The sequence below is a fragment of the Azonexus fungiphilus genome, assembly GCF_003634965.1.
Classification (GTDB): domain Bacteria; phylum Pseudomonadota; class Gammaproteobacteria; order Burkholderiales; family Rhodocyclaceae; genus Azonexus; species Azonexus fungiphilus.
This window is the reverse complement of sequence record NZ_RBXP01000013.1, coordinates 275,984-298,344: the sequence shown is the minus strand read 5'-3', so window position 1 is coordinate 298,344 and position 22,361 is coordinate 275,984. Positions and strand designations below refer to the sequence as shown.

Below are 22,361 nucleotides of genomic sequence, written 5' to 3'. Positions count from 1 at the left end.
ACACCCGTTCCGCCCCATGGATACTCCGCTTCGCATCGATTCCCGCTTCCCGGCGATGGGCACGACGATCTTCACGGTGATGTCGAAACTGGCCGCCGACTGCGGCGCCGTGAACCTGTCGCAGGGCTTTCCCGATTTCCAGGCCGACGTCTCGCTGTTCGACGCCGTGCATCGCCACATGTGCGCCGGCCACAACCAGTACCCGCCGATGACCGGCATGCCGGCGCTGCGCCAGGCGATCGCCGGCAAGGTGGCGGCGCTCTACGGCGCCCGCGTCGACGCCGACAGCGAGGTCACCGTCACCGCCGGCGCCACCCAGGCGATCTTCACCGCGATCGCCGCCTGCGTCCGCCCGGGCGACGAAGTGATCGTCTTCGCCCCGGTCTACGACAGCTACGTGCCGGCGATCGAGACGGTCGGCGGCACGGCGGTCTACGCGCAACTGCGCTTTCCCGCCTATGCGCCCGACTGGGACGAGGTGCGCGCGCTGATCACGCCGCGGACGCGGATGATCATCGTCAATTCGCCGCACAACCCGACCGGCGCGCTGATGTCCACGGTCGACCTCGACGAATTGGCAAAAACCGTGCGCGGCACCGACATCGTCATCCTTTCCGACGAAGTCTACGAACACATCCTGTTCGACGGCGAGGCGCACGCCAGCCTCTGCGGCCACGCCGAACTGGCGGCGCGCAGCATCGTCGTCTCCAGCTTCGGCAAGACCTACCACATCACCGGCTGGAAGATCGGCTACGTCGTCGCCCCGGCGGCCCTGATGGCCGAGTTCCGCAAGGTGCACCAGTTCAACGTGTTCACGGTGCATACGCCGTCGCAGCTGGCACTCGCCGAGTACATGCAGGATGCCTCCCGCCACCTTGGCCTGGCCGCCTTCTACCAGGCCAAGCGCGACGCCTTCCGGGCGCTGCTGGCAGCGACGCCGTTCGAGTTGCTGCCCTGTCGCGGCACCTATTTCCAGCTCGCCCGCTACGACCGGATTTCCGACCTGCCCGACCGAGCCTTCGCCGAATGGCTGACGCGCGAGGTCGGCGTCGCCGTGATCCCGGTCTCGGCCTTCCAGCCCGATGGGCGCGACGACAAGGTGGTCCGCTTCTGCTTCGCCAAGCGCGAGGAAACGCTGGCGGCGGCGGCAGAAAAGCTGATGCAGGCTTTCGCAAAGTAATGTTGAGAAATGCAAATCGCCTTGACGCTGCTTCGCGCCAGCCCGAATAATTCGCCCGCTTAACCAATCACCGGAAAGGAATCGCCATGGGCATGCTGCAGGAATTCAGGGAATTCGCCGTCAAGGGCAACGCGATGGATCTCGCCGTCGGGGTCATCATCGGCGCCGCCTTCGGCAAGATCGTCGATTCGATCGTCGGCGACCTGATCATGCCGATCGTCAGCATCGTCGTCGGCAAGCTCGATTTCACCAACCTCTTCGTCGTCCTCGGCGACAACCCGCAGAACCTGGCGACGCTGGCCGAACTGAAGAAGGCCGGCATCCCGGTGTTCGCCTACGGTTCCTTCGCCACCATCCTGCTCAACTTCATCATCCTGGCCTTCATCATCTTCATGATCGTCAAGCAGATGAACCGCCTGCGCAAGGAAGAAGCCGCCCCGGCCCCGGCCGAGCCGGCGCCGACGCCGGAAGACGTCGTCCTGCTGCGCGAGATCCGCGACGCGCTGAAGAAGTAGGCCGCGCCGACGCCGTTGCCGGGCCGCCTGCGGGCGGCCTTTTTGTTGCCGGCGGCACGGCGGATGCAAGCAAACGTAACAAGTCGTGAAAACGGTGCACCGCTGATCGGGGGCGGGCGTTGATGGCTTCAGGAACACCCCAAGGAGAGCCTGTCATGAACAAACGCCTGATCCTCGCCGCCGTCCTCGCCACCCTTGCCGGGGCCTGTGCCGTGGTCCCGGCCGAGCCTTACTACGGCGGCACGGTGGTCGTCGAACCGCCGCCGCCGCGGGTCGAATATCCCGGCTATCCGCCTTATCCCGGCTATGTCTGGATCACCGGCTACTGGTCCTGGGGCGGTCATCGCCATGTCTGGGTGCCCGGCCGCTGGGTGGCGCCGCGTCCCGGCTACGTCTGGGTCGCCCCGCGCTGGGTCCGCGACGGTCCGCACTGGCGGATGCATGAAGGTCGCTGGGATCACGACGCGCGGCCGCGCCCGGCGCCGCCGCCGGTCCGCGTCGTACCGCCGCGCGGCTACGACGAGCGCCACGACGACCGACGCGGCCGTGACGATCGCCGCCATGACGACTATCGCCCGGATTACCGTCCCGATTACCGGCCGCCGGCGCGCCAGGAGGCACCGGCGCGGCCGCCGGAAATGCGCCAGCAGCGGCAGGCGCCGCCGGACGGGCGGGAGGCCCGCCGAGACGAGCGCGAACGCGAACGCGAGGCGCGTCGCGAATCCGGACATCGCCGTGGCGAGCCGGGGTTTGACCCGTACCGCTGAGTGCTCAGTCGCGCGCGCCGAAAACCGCCTGCCAGAGGGCGTCGACCGCAACAATGTGGCGTTCGACCTCTTCCCTCGGCACCGGTGCCTTCGGCGTCGCCGACAGCCGCCGGGCGTGCTGCAGGCGACGGTACTCGCGGTAGGCGTTGCCGCAGGCCAGCGCCAGCTGCGGGTCGATCAGGCCGAGTTCGCCGGCGATGCGCAGCAGCGCGATGTTGCCGAGGTTGCCGGTGAGCTCGGGATAGCGGTGGGCATGGCCGAGGACCAGGTACTGGACGATGAACTCGACGTCGATGATGCCGCCGGCGTCATGCTTGAGGCCGAAATCGACCGGGCTGTTCGAGGCGTGCGCGTCGTACATCTTGCGGCGCATGGCGACGACTTCCTCGCGCAGCTTGGCGAGGTCGCGCGGCTGGCGCAGGATTTCGCAGCGGATGGTCTCGAAGCGAGCGCCTACTTCGCTGTCGCCGGCGCAGAAACGAGCCCGGGTCAGCGCCTGGTGTTCCCAGGTCCAGGCCTGCTTGAGCTGGTAGTCGCGGAAGGCATCGACGGTCACCGCGAGCAGCCCGGCGTCGCCGTTCGGGCGCAGGCGCAGGTCGGTCTCGAACAGGATGCCGGCCGGTGTCTGGCTCGACAGCCAGGTGTTCAGGCGCTGGGCCAGGCGGGTGTAGTTCTCCTGGGCGTCGGGGTCGGCATCGTCGTAGAGGTAGACCATGTCGAGGTCGGAGGCGTAGCCGAGCTCCTTGCCGCCCATCTTGCCGTAGCCGATGACGGCGAATTTCGGCGTCTCGCAGTGGCGTTTCTTGATCTTGCGCCAGACCAGCGGCAGCGTTTCCTGGACGATGCTGTCGGCCAGCTCGGTGAGGTGGTCGGAAAGCTTCTCGATCGTCTGCAGTCCGGCCAGGTCCTGGGCCAGCAGGCGGAACACCTGGGCGTGGTGCATCTCGCGCAGGATGTCCATCTCGCGCTCGGTGTCGTCGAGATGGTCGGCGAGGTTGCGCTGCAGCTGCTCGCGGAAACCCTGCCAGTCGGTCGCCATCTCGTAGAGCCGGGGATCGAGCAGCTCGTCGAGGAGCAGCGGGTGGCGGTTGAGATAGTCGGTCGCCCAGGTCGAGGCGCAGACCATGTCGGCGACGCGCTTGAGGGCCAGCGGGTACTGCTGCAGCAGCGCCAGATAGGAGCCGCGGCGGGCGATGCCTTCGAGGAAGGCGATGCCGCGCACCAGCGTCGTGTCCGGGTCGGGCGTCTGGCCGGCGGCTTCGATCAGGCGCGGGCCGACCGCGTCGAGGCGCTGCCGGTTGGTCGCCGGCAATTGCTGGTAACGGCTCGAGGCGCGCAGCTCGGCAAGGCGGGCGATGGCCTCGCGCGGGCGGCGAAAACCGAGGTTGCCGAAGGCCTCGAGCGCGGTGTCCTCGTCCAGCTGGTTCATCCACAACCCGGTCAGCGGGTGTTCGCCGGCCTCGGGGTCGGAGAAGACCGCGTCGAAATGCCGGCTGACCCGGGCGCGGTGTTCGTCGAGCACGGCGAGCAGCGCCGGCCAGTCGGCGAAGTCCATGCTGACGGCGATTTTCTGCCGTTCCGCGGCGTCGACCGGGAGCAGGTGCGTCTGCTGGTCGCCGACGTATTGCAGGCGATGCTCGAGGCGGCGCAGGAAGACGTAGGCCTCGCGCAGTTCCTGTTCGGTGTCGGCCGGCAGCAGCTGGCGCTCGACGAGCAGGGCGAGCACCGCCAGCGTCGGCCGGATCTGCAGCGCCGGATCGCGGCCGCCGCGGATCAGCTGGAAGACCTGGGCCATGAACTCGATCTCGCGGATGCCGCCGGGACCGAGCTTGACGTGGTCGGCCATGTCCTTGCGCGCGACTTCGCGGCGGATCTGTGCGTGCAGGTCGCGCATCGCGTTGATCGCGCCGAAGTCGAGGTATTTGCGGAAGACGAAGGGGCGGGCGATCTTCTGCATCGCCTCGACCCATTCCGGCTGCAGGTTGTCGCCGGCGTTCATCGTCCGGCCCTTGATCCAGGCGTAGCGTTCCCACTCGCGGCCCTGGGTGATGAAGTAGTTCTCGAGCGAGTCGAGCGAGCAGACCAGCGGCCCGGAATCGCCGTTCGGGCGCAGGCGCATGTCGACGCGGAAGACCTGGCCGTCGGCGGTGATGTCGCCGAGCGCCTGGATCACGCGCTTGCCGAGGCGGGTGAAGAAATCGTAGTTCTCGATCGACTTCGGGCCGGCGGTGTCGCCTTCCTCGGGGTAGACGAAGATGTAATCGACGTCGGAGGAGACGTTCAGCTCGCGGCCGCCGAGCTTGCCCATGCCGATCACCAGCAGCCGCTGCGGCCGTCCCCGGCTGTCGAGCGGTTCGCCGTAGCTGGCGGCGAGCTGGCGGTGGTAGTGGGCGAGGGCGAAATTGGTGGTGACGTCGGCGAGCAGCGTCATGCTCTCGACGACCTCGGCCAGCGGTGCCAGTCCGCACAGGTCGCGCAGCATCAGGTGGGCCATCGCCCGGTGGCGCAGCCGGCGCAGCGCCGACTTGAGCGCCTCGTCGTCGGCGAAGTCGCCGCTCAGCGCCGCCGTCAGCAGCCCGGCGTCGAGCGGTTGCTGCCAGCTGGCGGCGAGTTCGGGAATCAGCGCCGGGCGCGCCTGGAGGAGGTTGCTCAGGTAGCGGCTGTGGGCCAGCGCCGGTTGCCAGCGGGGATCGATTTGGGTGTCCATGGAATCTGTCGGCGACGGGCCGAGAAGGTAGAATGTGCGCACAATTATCAGTTTCCCGATTGTAGTGACCTCCGACCGCATCTGGCAAAGCGACGCGACGCTTGAGTAATCCGTCCGGCCAACCTCCTTCCGAACTCGCCCGTGATCTTCGCCGCGGGGCCTACTACCGGCTGCACGGCTTGCGCACCCTGCTCGCCCGGCCGGCGCTCCGGCTCGGCCTGCGCATCGCTGCCTGGGCGGCGTTCGCCGGCTGGCTGCTCTTCGTCGGGCTGGTGCTGGCGCTGCGCTTCGCGGTCCTGCCGGCGATCGGCGACTACCGCGACGATCTCGAGCGGGCGCTCGGCAGCGCGCTCGGCCAGGAAGTCCGGATCGGCCGGGTCGAGGCGCACTGGCGCGGACTCAATCCGGAGCTGCTGCTCGACGACCTGGCCTTGCTCGACGCCGCGGGCGTGCCCAGCTTCACGCTCGAGCGCGTCGATGCCGTGCTTTCCTGGCAGAGCCTGCTGCGCCTGCGCCCGGTGCTTGCCCTGCTCGCCTTCGAGCGGCCGGTGCTGCATGTCCGCCGCGACGCCGGCGGCAACATCCGCATCGCCGGCATCGAATCCGGTGGCAACAGCGATCCGGCTTTCGCCGAATGGGTGCTCGAGCAGCAGCGCATCCGCATCCACGACGCGACCATCGTCTGGGAAGACCAGTTGCGCCAGGCGCCGCCGCTGCTGCTCGAAGATCTCCAGTTCGGCCTCGACAACCGCGGCCGGCGCCATCGCTTCGGTCTGTCGGCGGTGCCGCCGTCCGAACTGGCGGCGCGCATCGACCTGCGCGGCGAGGTCGAAGGCGACCTCGACGATGCGCTCGAGCGCTTCGCCGGCAAGCTCTACCTCGAACTCGATTACGCCGACCTCGCCGGCTGGAAGCCCTGGGTCGATTACCCGGTCGACCTGCCGCGCGGCCGCGGCGCCTTGCGCCTGTGGGGCGATCTCGACGAAGGCGCCGGCCGGGTGACCACCGACCTGGCCCTCGAGTCGCTGCGCATCCACCTCGGCCAGACCCTGCCGGCGCTCGACCTGGCCAGCCTGCGCGGCCGCCTGCGCGGCGAGTACCGCAGCGGCGCCTGGTCGCTGGCGGCGCGCCAGCTGGAACTGCTCACTGTCGACGGCATCCGCCTGGTGCCGACCGACTTCGACCTCGACTGGCGCCAGCAGGATGTCACGGTCAACGGCAATTTCCGGGCAAATTTGCTCGACCTCGACGTGCTTGCCCGACTCGCCGCCCATCTGCCGCTCGACGCGCGCAGCCGCGAGCTGCTGCTCGCCTACGCACCGCATGGCCGGATCGCCGAGTTGCGCGCCAGCTGGGGGCTGGAAGCGCAGGCGCTGAGCCGCTACGCGCTGGCCGCCCGCTTTGCCGGCCTGGGCGTCCGGGCCGCGAGCTATTTCCCCGGTGCCAGCGGACTGTCCGGCAGCATCGACCTGACCGAGAACGGCGGCAAGCTGAACATCGATGCGACGCAGGCCGGCCTGTCGCTGCCGGCGGTCTTCCCGGAACCCGACATCGCCTTCGACAAGCTCAAGGCCCGGGTCGCCTGGCGTAACCGGGCCGACGGCCTGGAAATCGACATCGACCGGGTCGACTTCGCCGGCCCCGACGCCGCCGGCAACGCCCACGGCAAATATCGCTACAGCGGCGACGGCCCGGGCGAGATCGATCTCCAGGCAAAGATCGATCGCGCCAACGGCAACGCCGTCTGGCGCTACATGCCGCATGCCGTCAATGCCGATGCCCGGGCCTGGCTGCGCCGCGGCATCGTCAGCGGCACCGCGCACGAGGGCAAGCTGGTGCTCAAGGGCGACTTGCGCAATTTTCCCTTCCGCGACCCGTCGACCGGTAAATTCCTGGTCACCGCCAAGGCCCGCGACACCCGCATCGACTACGCCGAGGGCTGGCCGGTGATTGACGGGGTCGCCGCCGACATGGCCTTCGATCACGGCATGCGCGTGCATGCGACCGCCGGCCGCATCCTCGAGGCCAGCCTGCCCGACGTCTCGGTGAGCATTCCCGATTTCGAGGCCGCGGACGAGATGCTGCTGGTCCGCGGCATCGCCGCCGGGCCGACCAATGCCTTCCTCGATTTCATCGAGCGCAGCCCGGTCGCCGCCAGCATCGATCATTTCACCGAAGGCATGCGCGCCGTCGGCAACGGCCGCCTCGACCTAGAGCTCGACATCCCGCTGCGGCGCGCGCTGGAGACCCGGATGCGCGGTACCTACCATTTCCACGACAATCAGGTGCACCTGGTCGACGGCCTGCCGATGATCGGCCAGGTCAATGGCCGCCTCGACCTGACCGACCGCTCGGTCAGTGCCAGCGAGATCACCGGCCGCGGCTTCGGCGGCCCGCTGCGCGTCAAGGTCGGCAGCAACGGCGGCAAGGTCACCGTCAGCGCCGCCGGCAGCGCCGTCATCGGCGAGGTCGGCAAGCATTTCGGCTGGCCGCTGCTCGGCCAGCTGAGCGGCTCGACGCCGTGGAAGTCGGACATCGTCATCAACAAGCGCAATGCCTACGTGCTGGTGACTTCCGACCTGCTCGGCGTCAGCTCGCCGCTGCCCGACCTGTTCAACAAGACCGCCAGTGCCCGTCTGCCGCTGCGCGTCGAACGCACCGGCCCGGCGCCCGGGGTCGAGCAGTACCGGATTTCGCTCGGCAACATCGCCCGCGGCACCGTGCTGCGCCGCGACGGCAAGTGGGCGCAGGGCGTCTTCGCCGTCGGCGACGCCGACGCCAGCCTGCCCGAGAGCGGCCTGGCGGTGCGCGTGGCGATGCCGCAGGTGGACGGCGACGCCTGGCGCAATTTCCTGTCGGCCGACGCCGGCGGCAATGCCGGCGGTGCCGCCGGCGACGGCCTGGCGCTCGGGCGGATCAGCCTGAAGACGCCGCTGCTCAAGCTGTTCGGCAGCGAATTCCACGACATCGACGTCGGCCTGGCACCGCAGGGCGCCGCCTGGAAGATCGACCTGCGCATGCGCGAGGCGCTGGGCGAGCTGACCTGGCGTGCCGCCGACGACGGCTGGATCGAGGGGCGCTTGCGCCGCCTCCACCTGCCGGCAGCGAGCGGCAGTGGCGAAGCCAGCCAGCCGCCGACGGCAATCGACCACCTGCCGGGCATGAGCCTGGTCGTCGACGACCTCTGGCTGGGCAAGAAGGCGCTCGGCCAGCTCGAACTGCGCGCCCGCAACCTGCGCGGCTCCTGGCTGCTGGAGAAGTTGCGCCTGCACAACGCCGATGGCGAGCTGTCCGGCAGCGGCCGGTGGACGCGCGGCGCGCGTCAGCGCACCGATCTCGATTTCGAGCTCGCTGCCGGTGACATCGGCAAGCTGCTCAACCGGCTCGGCTACGAGGATGCGGTGCGCCAGGGCAAGGCCAGGCTGGCCGGCAGCCTGCGCTGGAACGGGCCGCTGACCGCGCTGCACTACCCGTCGCTGGCGGGCGAGCTGACGGTGAAGGCGGAAAAGGGGCAGTTCAACAAGCTCGAGCCGGGCGTCGGCCGCTTGCTCGGCCTGATTTCGCTGCAGTCGCTGCCGCGCCGCCTGACCCTCGATTTCCGCGACCTGTTCAGCGAGGGCCTCGCCTTCGACAGCATCGAGGGCCGGCTGGCCGTCGAAAGCGGCGTCATGAAGACGCTCGGGCCGCTGGCGATCAACGGTCCGGCAGTGCAGGTGGCGATCGACGGCCGCACCGACCTGCAGCAGGAAACCCAGGACCTCCAGGTCACCGTCCGGCCCGAGGTCAGCACCCTGGCGATCGGCGCCGCGGCGCTGGTCAACCCGGTCGCCGGCGCCGCGGCGCTGGTCGCCAACACGGTGCTGAAGAGCCCGCTCAACCGCGTTTTCTCGTATCGTTACCACGTCACCGGCAGCTGGTCCGACCCGCTGGTCGAAAAGCTCGGCCAGAGCGAACCGGTGCCGTCCCAGGAGCAGAAGCCATGACCCCGCAGAACTGCCGCATCGCCGCCTTGCAGATGGTTTCCGGCCCGCGCGTCGGCGACAACCTGGCAACCGCCGGCCGGCTTGCCGACGAGGCGGTGGCCCAGGGCGCCCAGTTGCTGGTCCTGCCCGAGTATTTCCCGATCATCGGTGCGGCCGACGCCGACCGTGTGCGCGCCCGCGAGGACTATGGCCGCGGCCCGGTCCAGGATTGGCTGGCGGATACCGCACGGCGGCACGGCGTGTGGATTTTTGCCGGTTCGCTCCCGTTGACCGCCAGCGTCCCCGGAAAGATGCGGAACAGCAGCCTGGTCTTCGATCCGCAGGGGGCGTGCGTCGCCCGCTACGACAAGATCCACCTGTTCGGCTTCCGCAAGGGCGACGAAGCCTACGACGAATCCGCCTTCATCGAGGCCGGCGAGACGCCGGTCGCGGTGACCACGCCGTTCGGGCGGATCGCCCTGTCGATCTGCTACGACCTGCGTTTCCCCGAGCTCTACCGCGGCCTCGGCCCGGTCGACCTGATCCTGATGCCGGCTGCGTTCACCGAGACCACCGGCCGTGCCCACTGGGAAATCCTGCTCCGTGCCCGGGCCATCGAGAACCAGTGCTACCTGCTCGCGGTCGGCCAGGGCGGGCGGCACGAAAACGGCCGCGAAACCCACGGCAACAGCATGATCGTTGATCCCTGGGGCGAGATTCTCGACCGCAAGCTGAAGGGGCCGGGCGTCGTCATCGCCGACCTCGATCACCAGCGCATCGCCGCCATCCGCGAGAGCCTGCCGGCGCTCGCTCACCGCAAACTTTAAGGACCATCCATGAGCCAATCCAGCGCGCTGGCGCAAGCCGAATCCCTGCTGCTGACGCCGTTCTCGCTGAGCGAGCGCGACCTGACGCGGACCTTCGGGCAGATCATGGCGCACCGGGTCGATTACGCCGACCTCTACTTCCAGTATTCGCGCTCCGAGGCCTGGAGCCTCGACGAAGGCATCGTCAAGTCGGGCAGCTTCAACATCGACCAGGGGGTCGGCGTCCGGGCCGTGTCCGGGGAGAAGACCGCTTTCGCCTACTCCGACGACATCAGTGCCGCCGCCCTGGGTGATGCCGCCAGCGCCGTACGCGCCATCGCCAGTGCCGGCCAGTCGGGCATTTTGCCGGCTTTGCAGGCGTCGACCGTGAACCAGTCGCTGTACCTGCCGAACGACCCGCTGGCGTCGCTGCCGGCTGACGCCAAGGTGCGCCTGCTCGAACGCTTCGAAGGCTTCGCCCGGGCCCTCGACAGCCGCGTGCAGCAGGTCAATGCCTCACTCGCCGGCGAGTACGAGGTGATCCTGGTTGCCGGCTCCGACGGCCGTCTGGCGGCTGACATCCGGCCGCTGGTGCGTTGCTCGATCTCGGTCATCGTCGAGGAGAACGGCCGGCGCGAGCAGGGCGCTTCCGGCGGCGGCGGCCGTTTCGATTTCGCCTATTTCAGCGACGAGGTGCTGCAGCGCTATGCCGCCGAGGCAGTGCACCAGGCCGTCACCAACCTCGGCGCCGAAGCGGCGCCGGCCGGCCAGATGACCGTCGTGCTCGGTTCCGGCTGGCCCGGCATCCTGCTGCACGAGGCGGTCGGTCACGGCCTCGAAGGCGATTTCAACCGCAAGGGCAGTTCGGCCTTTTCCGGGCGCATCGGCGAGCGCGTCGCCGCCCGCGGCGTCACCGTCATCGACGACGGCACCATCGCCGACCGGCGCGGTTCGCTGAACATCGACGACGAGGGCAACCCGACCCGGCGCAACGTGCTGATCGAGGACGGCATCCTCAAGGGCTACATGCAGGACAGCCTGAACGCCCGCCTGATGGGCGTCGCCCCGACCGGCAACGGGCGCCGCGAATCCTTCGCCCACCTGCCGCTGCCGCGCATGACCAACACCATGATGCTGGCTGGCGAGCACGATCCGCAGGAAATCATCCAGTCGGTGAAGAAGGGCATCTATGCCGCCAATTTCGGTGGCGGCCAGGTCGACATCACCAGCGGCAAGTTCGTCTTCTCGATGAGCGAGGCCTACCTGATCGAGGACGGCAAGGTGACGCGGCCGATCAAGGGCGCGACGCTGATCGGCAACGGTCCGGATGCGCTGACCCGGGTGTCGATGATCGGCAACGACCTCCGGCTCGATCCTGGCGTCGGCACCTGCGGCAAGGAAGGGCAGAGCGTGCCGGTCGGCGTGGGCCAGCCAACGCTGCGAATCGATGGACTGACGGTGGGCGGGACGGCATAATTCCGAATTGTCATTTTCTGGAGCCAAGTCATGCGCGTGATCCTGTTTCTGGCCGGTCTGCTGGCGAGTGGTCCGTTGTTCGCCCAGTCGGCGGCACATGAGCGCATGAAAACCCTGCAGGCCGATCCTGCCAGCCTGCAGGCGGCGATCGCGGCCGGCAAGAAGGCCAGCTTCTTCTGCGCCAACTGCCACGGCGAAGGCGGCGTCGCCAAGACCAGCGACGTGCCCAACCTGGCCGGCCAGCATCCTGCCTACCTGCTCGAGCAGATCCGCAAGTTCGGCGCCGGCGAGCGCAAGGACCAGTTCATGCAGGGGCTGATCAAGGTCCTCAACGATGAGGAACGCGCCCAGATCGCCCTCTACTACGCCAGCGTCACGGTGCCGCCGTCGAAGGCCGACAGCAGCCAGATCGCCCACGGCAAGATGATGTTCGACAAGCTGTGCGCCCGCTGTCACGGGCCGAACGCCCGCGGCAACGAGCTCTATCCGCGGCTGGCCGGCCAGCAGCAGCCCTATCTGAAGAAATCGATCACTCACTACCGCGACGGCACCGGCGTGCGCAACAACCAGCTGATGGCGATCGCCACCTCGCCGCTGAAGAACGAGGACATCGTCGCCCTCTCGCATTACCTGACGCAATTGCCCTGAGCCTTCCGGTAGAATTGCCGGTTCCCGGCAAATTCACAGGAAGATTCAGGATATGGCAGCGAACAGCACGGCAACGGGCAAACCGGTCACCGACGACGTACGGATCAGGGAAATCAAGGAGCTGGTGCCGCCGGCACACGTTTTCCGCGAATACCCGGCGTCCGGGCGCGCCGCGCAGACGACCTACGCCGGCCGCCAGGCCATCCACCGTGTCCTGCATGGTGCCGACGACCGGCTGCTGGTGGTCATCGGTCCGTGCTCGATCCACGACTACGATGCGGCGATGGAATACGCGCAGCGTCTGGCTCGCGAGGCCGACAAGTATGCCGACGACCTGATCGTGGTGATGCGCGTCTATTTCGAGAAGCCGCGCACCACGGTCGGCTGGAAGGGGCTGATCAACGACCCGCGCATGGACAATACCTTCCGCATCAACGAAGGCATCCGTCTGGCCCGGCGCATCCTGCTCGAGATCAACGAACTCGGCCTGCCCTGCGCGACCGAATTCCTCGACACGATCACCCCGCAATACACCGCCGACCTGATTGCCTGGGGCGCCATCGGCGCCCGCACCACCGAATCGCAGGTACATCGCGAGCTGGCCTCTGGCCTCTCCTGCCCGGTCGGCTTCAAGAACGGCACCGACGGCAACATGCGGATCGCGGTCGACGCCATCCGTTCGGCAAATTCCCCGCACCACTTCCTGTCGGTGACCAAGTCGGGGCACACCGCGATCGTGTCCACGATGGGCAACGAGGACTGCCACGTCATCCTGCGCGGCGGCAAGGAGCCCAACTACGACGCTGCCAGCGTGGACGCGGCCTGCCAGGAAATCGCCAAGGCCGGACTGGCGGCGCGGCTGATGGTCGATTTCTCGCATGGCAACAGCCGCAAGCAGTACAAGCTGCAGATGGAAGTCTGCGACAGCGTCGCCGCCCAGTTGTCTGCCGGCGAGGAGCGGATCATGGGGGTCATGGTCGAGTCGCACCTAGTCGAGGGGCGCCAGGACCTGTCGCCGGAAAAACCGCTGACCTACGGCCAGAGCATCACCGACGCCTGCATCCACTGGGATGACAGCCTCCTTGTGCTCGAGCGCCTGGCTGCTGGTGTGCGTGCCCGTCGCGTCGCCAAGGCCGACTAGGCGTCAGAGTTCGAGGAAATCGCCGACTTCGCCGGCCCGCGCCAGCGTGTCGGCGTAGCCAAGGTCGATCAGGCGGCGGGTAAACGGTTTTTCGAACAGCAGGTAGCTGGTCAGGGCGCCGCCGTGCCGGTTCATTGCGCCGATGCCGCCGAGCAATGTGCGGATCGGCCAGGGCAGGGCGCTGGCATGTTCGGCGGCGATACGGTCGATTTTTTCCGAGGGCGCAATGACCAGCGTCGCGATCGGCCGCAGCTTGATGCCGGCGTTGCTGCGCAAGTCTTCGGGGATCGCCGCCAGCGTTCGGTTGATCCGTTCGACGCGCTCGATGTCGACGGCCAGGCCATCCAGGAAGATGCTCGATAGGGCGTGGCCGGCAATCTGGGCGAGCGATGGATAGTCGTCGACGTGCGCCCGCTCGCGTTGTTCGCTCGCCCGCGTGGCACCGATCACCAGCAGGCGCTCGGCACCGAGGTGGATGGCCGGCGAGAGGGGGGCGATCTGGCGCATCGAGCCATCGCCGAAATACTCGCGATTGATCCGCGTCGCCGGAAAGATGAATGGAATGGCACTCGACGCCAGCAAGTGGTCGACCTTCAGCTGCGTACGCATGCCGATGCGCTGGGCGCGGTGCCAGGGAGCGGCGGCATCGTGTCCCTGGAAGAAATTGATGTTTTCGCCGGTCTCGTAGCCGGAAGCGGCAATGCTGATTGCCTGCAGGGCGCCATTGGCGATTGCCCTGTCGATTCCGGAAAAATCCATGTGGCGTTCGAGCAGGGTGCGCAACGGCGAGTTGTCGAGCAACGAGCGCGGCGGCCGGCCGATCAGCCAGCCGAATGCCAGCGCCGACAGCCAGCGGGCGCCCGAGGCGCCGACGCCGATCGGATCGGCGCGGTAGATGTCGCTGGCCTGCATGTTGCGCCAGAAATTGGCGAGGGTGCCGGCGGCCTTGCCGAAATTGTCGGCCCGGCAGGCCAGGCCGACCGCGTTGATGGCGCCGGCCGAGGTGCCGCAGATGATCGGGAAAGGGTTGTAGCGGCGTTGCTTCCCGGCCAGCCTGGTGATCGCCAGGAGAACGCCGACCTGGTAGGCAGCGCGGGCACCGCCGCCGGTCAGGACCAGCGCCGTCGGTCTGGTGCCGGCCTGGCGGGTCGGTCGCATTCCAGTCATTCGACAGCCAGCCTGTGGAAATAGGGCATGGGGAAACGGTTCGCCATTGGATGCCCTGATTATACAATGCAGGCATGCTCAGTACCGACGACCACAGCCGCGACAGCGCCGGCCTCCGCTACGTTTACCCGGTGGTTTCCAGGCGCGCCGGCGGCGTTTCGGTGGGCGTCAATCTCAATCCGAACAACGCCTGCAACTGGGCCTGCGTGTATTGCCAGGTCGAAGGCCTGAGTCGCGGTGGCCCGCCACCGCTCGATCTCGAGCGTCTCGAACGCGAGCTGGCCGGCTTTCTCGATGCTGCCCTGCATGGCGATTTCATGCGCGATCACGTGCCGGAGTCAGCGCGCCGCCTGATGGATGTGGCTTTTTCCGGCAACGGCGAACCGACTTCCGCCGCCGAGTTTGCGGAGGCCATCGATCTTGTTGTCGGTCTGGTCGGCCGCCTGGCGCCGGGGCTGACCATCCGTTTGATCACCAATGGCAGCCTGGTGCACCGCCCTGTCGTGCAGGAGGGCCTGCGCTGCCTCGGTGCGGCGGGCGGCGAGGTCTGGTTCAAGCTGGACCGGGCGCTGGCTGACGAGGCTGCGCTGGTCAATGGTGTACCTTGGTCGCCGGAAAAGGCGGCACGAAACCTCGGGCTCTGTGCCGGATTGGTGCGGACCTGGGTGCAAACCTGCTGGTTCGCCGTTGATGGGCTGGCGCCGCCGGCTGCCTCGCAGCAGGCGTATTGCGAGTTGTTGCGGCCGTTGGCGCCCGTGCTTGCCGGTGTGCACCTCTACGGGCTGGCGCGGCCCTCGCTGCAACCTGCGGCGGCGCGCCTGTCGGCCTTGCCGTACGAGACGCTGGCCGCGTTTGCCGCCCGCATCGAAAAAGAAACGGGCCTCAGGGTGAACGTCTCACCGTGAGGCCCGTCGGCCCGGGGCCGTCGCTCCCGGCGGGAGCGAGGGGTCAGGCAGCCTTCTTGGCGTGGTTGCGCGCCGATTTCTTCAGCGACTTGAACAGCTCCGGCTCCTGCGCCTTCAGGTATTCGACGACTTCCCAGTCGTCACGCTTGATGCTCTTGATGTCGACCTGTTCGACGTGCACCAGGCGCAGCAGTTCGCGCACCGGCTTGGGCATGTTGCGGCCGCTTTCGTAGCGGGAGCCGCCGCTCTGCGTCACGCCCAGGGCGGACCAGAATTGCTGCTGGTTGAGGCCAAGCTTGCGACGGATTTCGCGAGCGTCGATCTTTTCGATGGTTTTGACGGAAGTCATGGAAATCTCTCCTATGCGAGGGGTCTATTCGTAGCTGACTGTCTTAACGACGTATTACTTAAGTCATATGCGAAAGTGTATATGCAGCTATGACGTTCGGCAAGTGTCAAAGCCATAAATTTTGTTAAAGACGCCGATAGTTTTTTTCTCTTGAATGTCATTGATGCCGATCAAGGCGGTCAGTGCTTTGCGCTTCGCGGTGGCTTAATCTAAGATCGCCCGGACGGCGGCAACGCTGCACTAGGAGAGAGAGCATGCTGGTCAGGGAAATACTCCGCGTCAAAGGCGGGGCGCTGTATACGACGACGCCGGAACAGACGCTGGATGCCGCCATCGCGGCCATGGCCGAATTCGATGTCGGTTCGCTGGTGGTGATCAAGGACGGTCGCATGGCCGGTATCGTGACCTTCCGCGAAGTGCTGCAAACCTTGAATAAGGCAGGCGGTGCGGGCACGGCGATGGCGATTGGCGAAGTGATGGTTGCCGACCCGGTGACCGTCTGCCCCGACATGGAAGCCAATGATCTGCGCCGACTGATGATCGAAAAGCACTCGCGCTACCTGCCGGTGCTCGAGGGCGGGCAGTTGCTCGGCGTCATTTCCTTCCTTGACGTGGCCAAGGCGGTGCTCGAAGAGCAGGGGCTGGAAAATGCCCTGCTCAAGAACTACATCAGGAACTGGCCGGAAGACTCGGCCGCCTGAGTCCCCGGGCGGGGCCAAGGGGGCGGCGTGGTACACTCCGCCCTCCTCAAGATGGTGTGATTTTCATGTCCGGCAATACCTTCGGTACCCTGTTTACGGTGACTTCCTTTGGCGAGTCGCACGGCCCCGCGATCGGTTGCATCGTCGATGGCTGCCCGCCCGGGCTGGCCTTGTGCGAGGCCGACATCCAGGGCGAGCTCGACCGGCGCAAGCCGGGCACCTCGCGCCACGTGACCCAGCGGCGCGAACCGGATACCGTCGAGATTCTCTCCGGCGTCTTTGAAGGCAAGACCACCGGTACGCCGATTGCCCTGCTGATTCGCAACCAGGACCAGCGCAGCAAGGATTACGGCAACATCGCGACGACTTTCCGTCCCGGCCATGCCGATTACACCTACACCCAGAAATACGGTTTCCGCGACTATCGCGGCGGTGGTCGTTCGTCGGCGCGCGAAACCGCGGTCCGCGTTGCCGCCGGGGCAATTGCCCGCAAGTGGCTGATGGAGCGTTACGGCGTCAGCATCCGCGGCTGGATGAGCGCGCTCGGGCCGATCGAGATTCCTTTCGTCAGCGCCGATGCGATCGACGGCAACGCTTTCTTTGCACCCAACGCCGAGATCGTGCCGACGCTCGAGGCCTACATGGACGATCTGCGCAAGTCGCTCGATTCGGTCGGTGCCCGGATCACCGTGATTGCCGACGGCGTACCGCCGGGCTGGGGCGAGCCGGTGTTCGACCGGCTCGATGCCGAGATCGCCTACGCGATGATGGGGATCAATGCGGTCAAGGGCGTCGAGATTGGCGACGGTTTCGCTGCGGTCGCCCAGCGGGGCAGCGAGCACGGTGACGAGATGACGCCGCAGGGCTTCGCCAGCAACCACGCCGGCGGGATTCTCGGCGGCATTTCCACCGGCCAGCGGATCGTCGTCAACATGGCGATCAAGCCGACCTCGTCGATCGCCCAGGCGCGCCGTTCGGTCGATGTCGATGGCAACGCCGTCGAAGTGGCGACCCAGGGGCGTCACGATCCCTGTGTCGGCATCCGGGCGACGCCGATTGCCGAGGCGATGCTGGCGCTGGTGCTGATCGATCATGCCTTGCGCCACCGGGCGCAGTGTGGCGATGTCGTGTGCACGACGCCGCGCATTCCCGGCTGAGCTTTTCCACGGGTCGGCCACGGGGTCGGCCGTGATATCCAAGGGGAGCATCATGCAGGTTGACCATCACGATCTTCACAGCGAATTTCCCGAATTTGCCGATGCCATCATCGCCCTGAAGGCGGGCAATGCGCTGTTCTCCCGCCAGTTCGCCAGCTACAACCGGCTGACCGGCAAGGTCGAGGATCTGGAAGAGCACGACATGCCGGTGGCCGACTTCACGCTGGAAGACATGAAGAAGCAACGCGTCAAGCTGAAGGACCAGCTCTATCACATGCTGCTGGCTTTCCGCGCCGGCCAGCAGTCGGTCGGCTGAGTTGCGCCTGGCCCGACGCCGCCGCTAGGAGCGCGGCATGAACGCCTTGCCGCGCTGGCGCCTGTCGGGTTACTACTTCTTCTATTTCGCCTTCATCGGCGCCTTCTCGCCGTATTTCGGGCTGTATCTCCAGTCGCTCGATTTTTCGGCCTGGGATATCGGTCTGCTGATGTCGCAGATGCAGTTGATGCGGATGTTCGGTCCCAATCTGTGGGGCTGGCTGGTCGATCACTTCGGCCATCGCATCACGGTCATCCGGCTGGCCGGGGCGATCGGGCTGGCCGGCTTTTCCGCATTCTTCTGGCTGGACCGGCTGCCCGGCATGCTCGTCGCGATGGCGGTGCTGGCCCTGTTCTGGAGTGCCGCGCTGCCCCTGGTCGAGACCCTGACCTTCGACCACCTGCGCGAGGAACGCGGGCGCTACGGCAACATCCGGGTCTGGGGGTCGGTTGGTTTCATCATCGCAGTGATGGGCACCGGCGCGCTGCTCGACCGGGTCGCGCCGGTCGGCGTGCTCTGGGTCTGTGCGCTGATCCTCGCCGGCATCCTCGGTTGCGCGCTGGTTCTGCCGGAAGCGCCGCAGCGCCCGGTCGGCGGCGACGAGGCGCCGATCGGCCGGATCCTCCGGCAGCCGCGCGTGCTGGCCCTGATGGGTGCGTGCTTCGCCATGTCGGCGGCGCATGGCGGGTTCTACGTATTCTTTTCGATCCACCTGAGCGGCAACGGTTACGCCAAGACGGCGGTAGGCCTGCTCTGGTCGCTCGGCGTGCTCGCCGAGATCGGCATCTTCCTGCTGATGACGCGGATCGCCCGGCGCTTCTCGCTGCGTATGATCCTGCTCGTCTGCTTCCTGGCGGCAGTCGTGCGTTTCCTGCTGATGGGCTGGGCGGTTGCCTCGGTCGGCGCGATGGTCTTTGTCCAGCTGCTGCACGGGCTGACCTTCGGGGCCTACCACGCGTCGGCGATTGCCGCGGTCAACCAGTGGTTCCCCGGGAAATCGCAGGGGCGTGGGCAGGCGCTCTACTCCAGCCTGTCCTTCGGCGCCGGTGGTTTGCTCGGCGCGCTGGTCAGCGGCTGGACCTGGGACGACTGGGGCGCCGGCTGGAGTTTTTCGCTCGGCGCCGCCTTCGCGCTTGCCGGATTCCTGCTCGTCTGGCGCTGGGTTGGCGACGATGCCACGGTCGACATGGCCAAACCGGAAAAAACGCCGGATCCTGTGCAATAATTCAAGGCTTTACCGCACACTGCCAGGTCCCATGTCGAAGACACTTTACGACAAGCTGTGGGAGAACCATGTCGTCCATCAGGAAGCGGACGGCACGGCGCTCCTCTATATCGATCGCCACCTCGTCCATGAAGTGACCAGCCCGCAGGCCTTCGAAGGCCTGAAGCTGGCCGGTCGCAAGCCGTGGCGGGTTTCGTCGATCGTCTCGACCCCCGATCACAACACGCCGACCGACCACTGGGAAGAAGGGATCAAGGATCCGATCTCCCGCCTGCAGGTCGAGACGCTGGACGCCAACATCCGTGAGGTCGGCGCACTGGCCTACTTCCCGTTCAAGGATCCGCGGATGGGTATCCTGCACGTCGTCGGTCCGGAAAACGGTGCCACGCTGCCGGGCATGACCGTTGTCTGCGGCGATTCGCATACCTCGACGCACGGCGCCTTTGCCTGCCTGGCGCACGGTATCGGCACCTCCGAGGTCGAGCACGTGATGGCGACGCAGTGCCTGGTGCAGAAGAAATCGAAGACCATGCTGATCGCAGTCGAGGGCAAGCTCGGCAAGGGCGTCACCGCCAAGGACGTGGCCCTGGCCATCATCGGCACCATCGGTACCGCCGGCGGTACCGGCTACGCCGTCGAATTCGGCGGCAGCGCCATCCGCAGCCTGTCGATGGAAGGTCGCATGACGCTGTGCAACATGGCGATCGAGGGGGGCGCCCGGATGGGCTTCGTCGCCGTCGACGACACCACGATCGAATATCTCAAGGGGCGGCCGTTCTCGCCCAGGGGCGAGACCTGGGATCGGGCGGTCGCCTACTGGCGCACGCTGCATTCCGATCCGGGGGCCAGCTTCGACCGCGTGGTCACGCTCAAGGCCGAGGACATCCGGCCGCAGGTGACCTGGGGCACCTCGCCGGAAATGGTCGTCGGTATCGATGCCGTGGTTCCCGATCCGGCCAAGGAAAGCGATCCGGTCAAGCGCGAAGGGATGGAACGCGCGCTGCAGTACATGGGTCTCAACCCGAACACGCCGATCGCAGCGATCGCCATCGACAAGGTCTTCATCGGTTCGTGCACCAATTCGCGGATCGAGGACCTGCGCCAGGCCGCCGCCGTGCTCAAGGGCCGTCATGTCGCCGCCAACGTCAAGCTGGCGCTGGCCGTGCCCGGATCCGGGCTGGTCAAGCGCCAGGCCGAGGAAGAAGGCCTCGACCAGGTGTTCCGCGCTGCCGGCTTCGAGTGGCGCGAGCCGGGTTGCTCGATGTGCCTGGCGATGAACGCCGACCGCCTGGAACCGGGCGAGCGCTGCGCCTCGACGTCGAACCGCAATTTTGAAGGTCGCCAGGGTCCTGGCGGCCGGACTCACCTCGTCAGTCCTGCGATGGCCGCTGCTGCGGCGATTGCCGGGCGTTTTGCCGATGTTCGCGATATTTCCTGACCTAAGGAGCTGATCATGAAAAAAGTCGTTTTTGCCCTGTTGACCGTGACCACCCTGCTCGGCCTGAGCGCCTGCAATACCGTCCAGGGAATCGGCAAGGACATCGAAAAGGGTGGCGAAGCCATCCAGCGTTCGACCAGGTAAGGTGCCCATGGAAAAGTTCGTCCGCCTCGAGGGCCTGGTTGCGCCGCTCGACCGCAGCAACGTCGATACCGACGCGATCATCCCGAAGCAGTTCCTCAAGTCGATCAAGCGTTCCGGCTTCGGCCCGAACGCCTTCGACGAATGGCGCTACATGGATGTCGGCCAGCCCGGCCAGGATAATTCGCAGCGCCCGAAGAATCCGAACTTCGTGCTCAACCAGCCGCGCTACCAGGGTGCCGAAGTGCTGCTGACGCGTGCCAACTTCGGCTGCGGCAGCTCGCGCGAGCACGCCCCCTGGGCACTGCTCGACTATGGCTTCAAGGCAATCATTGCCGAGAGCTTTGCCGACATCTTCTTCAACAACTGCTTCAAGAACGGCATCCTGCCGATCGTGCTGCCGGCTGCCGAAATCGAGGTGCTGTTCCAGCAGGTCGAGGCGACGCCGGGCTACAAGCTGGTCGTTGACCTGCCGGCGCAGGCAGTCGTCCGTCCCGACGGCCACGGCGTTCCGTTCCAGATCGACGCCTTCCGCAAGGAATGCCTGATCAACGGCTGGGACGACATCGGCCTGACCCTGCGCCATGCCGACAAGATCAAGGCCTTCGAAGAGAAGCGCCGCGTCGAACAGCCCTGGCTGTTCGCCCAATAAGGAGTTTTCATGAAGATTTGCGTTCTGCCGGGTGACGGCATCGGTCCGGAAATCACTGCCGAGGCGGTGCGGGTACTCAATGCGCTCGATCTCAAGTTCGAGATGGAAACGGCGTTGCTTGGCGGCGGTGCCGTCGATGCGACCGGCAACCCCTATCCGGAAGCGACGCAGAAGCTGGCGCGGGCGGCCGATGCCGTGCTGCTCGGCGCCGTCGGCGGCCCGCAGTGGGACAGCCTGCCCCGCGAGCAACGCCCGGAGCGTGGCCTGCTCGGCATCCGCAAGGATCTCAACCTGTTCGCCAACCTGCGTCCGGCGATCCTTTACCCGGAACTGGCCAACGCCTCGACGCTGAAGCCGGAAGTCGTCGCCGGCCTCGATATCCTGATCGTCCGCGAACTGACCGGCGACATCTACTTCGGCCAGCCGCGCGGCGTGCGCGAGGAGAACGGCGAGCGCGTCGGCTTCAACACCATGGTCTACAGCGAGTCGGAAATCCGCCGTATCGGCCACGTTGCCTTCCAGGCCGCGCAGAAGCGCAACCGGAAGCTGTGCTCGGTGGACAAGATGAACGTCCTCGAGTGCACGCAGCTGTGGCGCGATGTGATGATCGAGGTGAGCAAGGATTATCCGGACGTCGAACTCAGCCACATGCTGGTCGACAATGCCGCCATGCAACTGGTCAAGGCGCCCAAGCAGTTCGACGTGATGGTCACCGGCAACATGTTCGGCGACATCCTCTCGGATGAAGCCTCGATGCTGACCGGTTCGATCGGCATGCTGCCGTCGGCCTCGCTCGACGACAAGAACAAGGGCCTCTACGAGCCGTCGCACGGTTCGGCCCCTGACATCGCCGGCAAGGGCGTGGCCAATCCGCTGGCGACCATCCTGTCGGCGGCGATGATGCTGCGCTACACCTTCGGTCTGGAAGAGCAGGCGGTGCGCGTCGAGAACGCAGTCAAGACGGTGCTGGCCCAAGGCTATCGTACCGGCGACATCTACGAGCGCGGGACCAACAAGGTCGGCACGAAGGAAATGGGCGACGCCGTGCTGGCGGCGCTGGCGTAAACCGATTTCACGGTCGACGCGTTAAACAGGGACATTTTGGGAG

At 66.8% G+C, this 22,361-nt stretch carries 20 protein-coding genes; 17 read left to right on the top strand and 3 right to left on the bottom strand.

The window, feature by feature from the left end:
* The first annotated feature begins 16 nt into the window (after nucleotides 1-16).
* From DFR40_RS06920 to DFR40_RS17230, 3 genes are all read left to right on the top strand, one after another.
* The gene (locus tag DFR40_RS06920) at nucleotides 17-1,180 is read left to right on the top strand and encodes a pyridoxal phosphate-dependent aminotransferase (protein WP_121457749.1); all 1,164 of its coding nucleotides are present in this window, start codon (nucleotides 17-19) and stop codon (nucleotides 1,178-1,180) included.
* Between the two features lie 86 nt (nucleotides 1,181-1,266).
* Nucleotides 1,267-1,695 (top strand): large conductance mechanosensitive channel protein MscL, encoded by a 429-nt coding sequence (mscL, locus tag DFR40_RS06915; protein WP_121457748.1) that lies wholly within the window; start codon nucleotides 1,267-1,269, stop codon nucleotides 1,693-1,695.
* A gap of 155 nt (nucleotides 1,696-1,850) precedes the next feature.
* Nucleotides 1,851-2,462, top strand: a complete 612-nt coding sequence (locus tag DFR40_RS17230; RefSeq protein WP_245985624.1) for a hypothetical protein — start codon at nucleotides 1,851-1,853, stop codon at nucleotides 2,460-2,462.
* Between the two features lie 4 nt (nucleotides 2,463-2,466).
* On the opposite strand, the gene glnE is transcribed toward DFR40_RS17230, so the two are convergent.
* Nucleotides 2,467-5,169, bottom strand: a complete 2,703-nt coding sequence (glnE, locus tag DFR40_RS06905; protein WP_121457747.1) for a bifunctional [glutamate--ammonia ligase]-adenylyl-L-tyrosine phosphorylase/[glutamate--ammonia-ligase] adenylyltransferase — start codon at nucleotides 5,167-5,169, stop codon at nucleotides 2,467-2,469.
* Nucleotides 5,170-5,270: 101 nt separating this feature from the next.
* On the opposite strand from glnE, the gene DFR40_RS06900 reads away from it, so the two are divergent.
* Genes DFR40_RS06900 through aroG form a run of 5 tightly spaced genes read left to right on the top strand, consistent with a single transcriptional unit; the run spans nucleotide 5,271 to nucleotide 13,202 of the window.
* Nucleotides 5,271-9,152 carry a YhdP family protein gene (locus DFR40_RS06900; RefSeq protein WP_121457746.1) on the top strand — a complete coding sequence of 1,294 codons (3,882 nt, stop codon included), beginning with the start codon at nucleotides 5,271-5,273 and terminating at the stop codon, nucleotides 9,150-9,152.
* Nucleotides 9,149-9,958 (top strand): carbon-nitrogen hydrolase family protein, encoded by an 810-nt coding sequence (locus DFR40_RS06895; RefSeq protein ID WP_121457745.1) that lies wholly within the window; start codon nucleotides 9,149-9,151, stop codon nucleotides 9,956-9,958. The genes DFR40_RS06900 and DFR40_RS06895 overlap by 4 nt, the downstream gene beginning before the upstream one ends.
* 9 nt (nucleotides 9,959-9,967) lie before the next feature.
* A complete protein-coding gene (gene tldD / locus DFR40_RS06890; RefSeq protein ID WP_121457744.1) occupies nucleotides 9,968-11,413 on the top strand; it encodes a metalloprotease TldD in 1,446 nt (481 codons plus the stop codon).
* A 30-nt stretch (nucleotides 11,414-11,443) separates the two neighbouring features.
* Nucleotides 11,444-12,061 carry a c-type cytochrome gene (locus DFR40_RS06885; protein ID WP_121457743.1) on the top strand — a complete coding sequence of 206 codons (618 nt, stop codon included), beginning with the start codon at nucleotides 11,444-11,446 and terminating at the stop codon, nucleotides 12,059-12,061.
* A gap of 52 nt (nucleotides 12,062-12,113) precedes the next feature.
* Nucleotides 12,114-13,202 (top strand): 3-deoxy-7-phosphoheptulonate synthase AroG, encoded by a 1,089-nt coding sequence (gene aroG, locus DFR40_RS06880; RefSeq protein ID WP_121457742.1) that lies wholly within the window; start codon nucleotides 12,114-12,116, stop codon nucleotides 13,200-13,202.
* Between the two features lie 3 nt (nucleotides 13,203-13,205).
* Here the strand turns inward: aroG and DFR40_RS06875 are convergent, their stop codons facing one another.
* Nucleotides 13,206-14,360 carry a patatin-like phospholipase family protein gene (locus DFR40_RS06875; protein ID WP_121457741.1) on the bottom strand — a complete coding sequence of 385 codons (1,155 nt, stop codon included), beginning with the start codon at nucleotides 14,358-14,360 and terminating at the stop codon, nucleotides 13,206-13,208.
* Nucleotides 14,361-14,443: 83 nt separating this feature from the next.
* Between DFR40_RS06875 and DFR40_RS06870 the strand changes: the two genes are divergently transcribed.
* The gene (locus DFR40_RS06870; RefSeq protein WP_121457740.1) at nucleotides 14,444-15,274 is read left to right on the top strand and encodes a radical SAM protein; all 831 of its coding nucleotides are present in this window, start codon (nucleotides 14,444-14,446) and stop codon (nucleotides 15,272-15,274) included.
* Nucleotides 15,275-15,317: 43 nt separating this feature from the next.
* Here DFR40_RS06870 and DFR40_RS06865 read toward each other — a convergent pair whose 3' ends face one another.
* Nucleotides 15,318-15,623, bottom strand: coding sequence for a helix-turn-helix domain-containing protein (locus DFR40_RS06865; RefSeq protein ID WP_121457739.1), 306 nt, complete (start codon nucleotides 15,621-15,623; stop codon nucleotides 15,318-15,320).
* A gap of 254 nt (nucleotides 15,624-15,877) precedes the next feature.
* Here DFR40_RS06865 and DFR40_RS06860 point away from each other — a divergent pair, with 254 nt between their 5' ends.
* The 8 genes from DFR40_RS06860 to leuB all read left to right on the top strand — a co-directional run bounded on the left by DFR40_RS06860 (nucleotide 15,878) and on the right by leuB (nucleotide 22,318).
* A complete protein-coding gene (locus tag DFR40_RS06860; RefSeq protein WP_121457738.1) occupies nucleotides 15,878-16,324 on the top strand; it encodes a CBS domain-containing protein in 447 nt (148 codons plus the stop codon).
* 65 nt (nucleotides 16,325-16,389) lie between these two features.
* Nucleotides 16,390-17,481, top strand: a complete 1,092-nt coding sequence (aroC, locus tag DFR40_RS06855; RefSeq protein WP_121457737.1) for a chorismate synthase — start codon at nucleotides 16,390-16,392, stop codon at nucleotides 17,479-17,481.
* A gap of 52 nt (nucleotides 17,482-17,533) precedes the next feature.
* Nucleotides 17,534-17,797: an HP1242/YdcH family protein gene (locus DFR40_RS06850; protein ID WP_121457736.1), complete on the top strand. Its 264-nt coding sequence runs from the start codon at nucleotides 17,534-17,536 to the stop codon at nucleotides 17,795-17,797.
* Nucleotides 17,798-17,834: 37 nt separating this feature from the next.
* A complete protein-coding gene (locus tag DFR40_RS06845) occupies nucleotides 17,835-19,022 on the top strand; it encodes an MFS transporter (RefSeq protein ID WP_121457735.1) in 1,188 nt (395 codons plus the stop codon).
* Between the two features lie 31 nt (nucleotides 19,023-19,053).
* Nucleotides 19,054-20,460: a 3-isopropylmalate dehydratase large subunit gene (leuC, locus tag DFR40_RS06840; protein WP_121457734.1), complete on the top strand. Its 1,407-nt coding sequence runs from the start codon at nucleotides 19,054-19,056 to the stop codon at nucleotides 20,458-20,460.
* 15 nt (nucleotides 20,461-20,475) lie between these two features.
* The gene (locus DFR40_RS06835; RefSeq protein WP_121457733.1) at nucleotides 20,476-20,604 is read left to right on the top strand and encodes an entericidin A/B family lipoprotein; all 129 of its coding nucleotides are present in this window, start codon (nucleotides 20,476-20,478) and stop codon (nucleotides 20,602-20,604) included.
* Between the two features lie 7 nt (nucleotides 20,605-20,611).
* Nucleotides 20,612-21,253, top strand: coding sequence for a 3-isopropylmalate dehydratase small subunit (gene leuD, locus DFR40_RS06830; RefSeq protein ID WP_121457732.1), 642 nt, complete (start codon nucleotides 20,612-20,614; stop codon nucleotides 21,251-21,253).
* 9 nt (nucleotides 21,254-21,262) lie between these two features.
* A complete protein-coding gene (gene leuB, locus DFR40_RS06825) occupies nucleotides 21,263-22,318 on the top strand; it encodes a 3-isopropylmalate dehydrogenase (RefSeq protein WP_121457731.1) in 1,056 nt (351 codons plus the stop codon).
* The last annotated feature ends 43 nt before the right edge of the window (nucleotides 22,319-22,361 follow it).

Bases quoted from the DNA above. Each gene is read 5' to 3' on its own strand.
- DFR40_RS06920 (WP_121457749.1), top strand. From the start codon at position 17: ATGGATACTCCGCTTCGCATCGATTCCCGCTTCCCGGCGATGGGCACG.
- mscL (WP_121457748.1), top strand. From the start codon at position 1,267: ATGGGCATGCTGCAGGAATTCAGGGAATTCGCCGTCAAGGGCAACGCG.
- DFR40_RS17230 (WP_245985624.1), top strand. From the start codon at position 1,851: ATGAACAAACGCCTGATCCTCGCCGCCGTCCTCGCCACCCTTGCCGGG.
- glnE (WP_121457747.1), bottom strand. From the start codon at position 5,169: ATGGACACCCAAATCGATCCCCGCTGGCAACCGGCGCTGGCCCACAGC.
- DFR40_RS06895 (WP_121457745.1), top strand. From the start codon at position 9,149: ATGACCCCGCAGAACTGCCGCATCGCCGCCTTGCAGATGGTTTCCGGC.
- tldD (WP_121457744.1), top strand. From the start codon at position 9,968: ATGAGCCAATCCAGCGCGCTGGCGCAAGCCGAATCCCTGCTGCTGACG.
- DFR40_RS06885 (WP_121457743.1), top strand. From the start codon at position 11,444: ATGCGCGTGATCCTGTTTCTGGCCGGTCTGCTGGCGAGTGGTCCGTTG.
- aroG (WP_121457742.1), top strand. From the start codon at position 12,114: ATGGCAGCGAACAGCACGGCAACGGGCAAACCGGTCACCGACGACGTA.
- DFR40_RS06875 (WP_121457741.1), bottom strand. From the start codon at position 14,360: ATGCGACCGACCCGCCAGGCCGGCACCAGACCGACGGCGCTGGTCCTG.
- DFR40_RS06870 (WP_121457740.1), top strand. From the start codon at position 14,444: ATGCTCAGTACCGACGACCACAGCCGCGACAGCGCCGGCCTCCGCTAC.
- DFR40_RS06865 (WP_121457739.1), bottom strand. From the start codon at position 15,623: ATGACTTCCGTCAAAACCATCGAAAAGATCGACGCTCGCGAAATCCGT.
- DFR40_RS06860 (WP_121457738.1), top strand. From the start codon at position 15,878: ATGCTGGTCAGGGAAATACTCCGCGTCAAAGGCGGGGCGCTGTATACG.
- aroC (WP_121457737.1), top strand. From the start codon at position 16,390: ATGTCCGGCAATACCTTCGGTACCCTGTTTACGGTGACTTCCTTTGGC.
- DFR40_RS06850 (WP_121457736.1), top strand. From the start codon at position 17,534: ATGCAGGTTGACCATCACGATCTTCACAGCGAATTTCCCGAATTTGCC.
- DFR40_RS06845 (WP_121457735.1), top strand. From the start codon at position 17,835: ATGAACGCCTTGCCGCGCTGGCGCCTGTCGGGTTACTACTTCTTCTAT.
- leuC (WP_121457734.1), top strand. From the start codon at position 19,054: ATGTCGAAGACACTTTACGACAAGCTGTGGGAGAACCATGTCGTCCAT.
- DFR40_RS06835 (WP_121457733.1), top strand. From the start codon at position 20,476: ATGAAAAAAGTCGTTTTTGCCCTGTTGACCGTGACCACCCTGCTCGGC.
- leuD (WP_121457732.1), top strand. From the start codon at position 20,612: ATGGAAAAGTTCGTCCGCCTCGAGGGCCTGGTTGCGCCGCTCGACCGC.
- leuB (WP_121457731.1), top strand. From the start codon at position 21,263: ATGAAGATTTGCGTTCTGCCGGGTGACGGCATCGGTCCGGAAATCACT.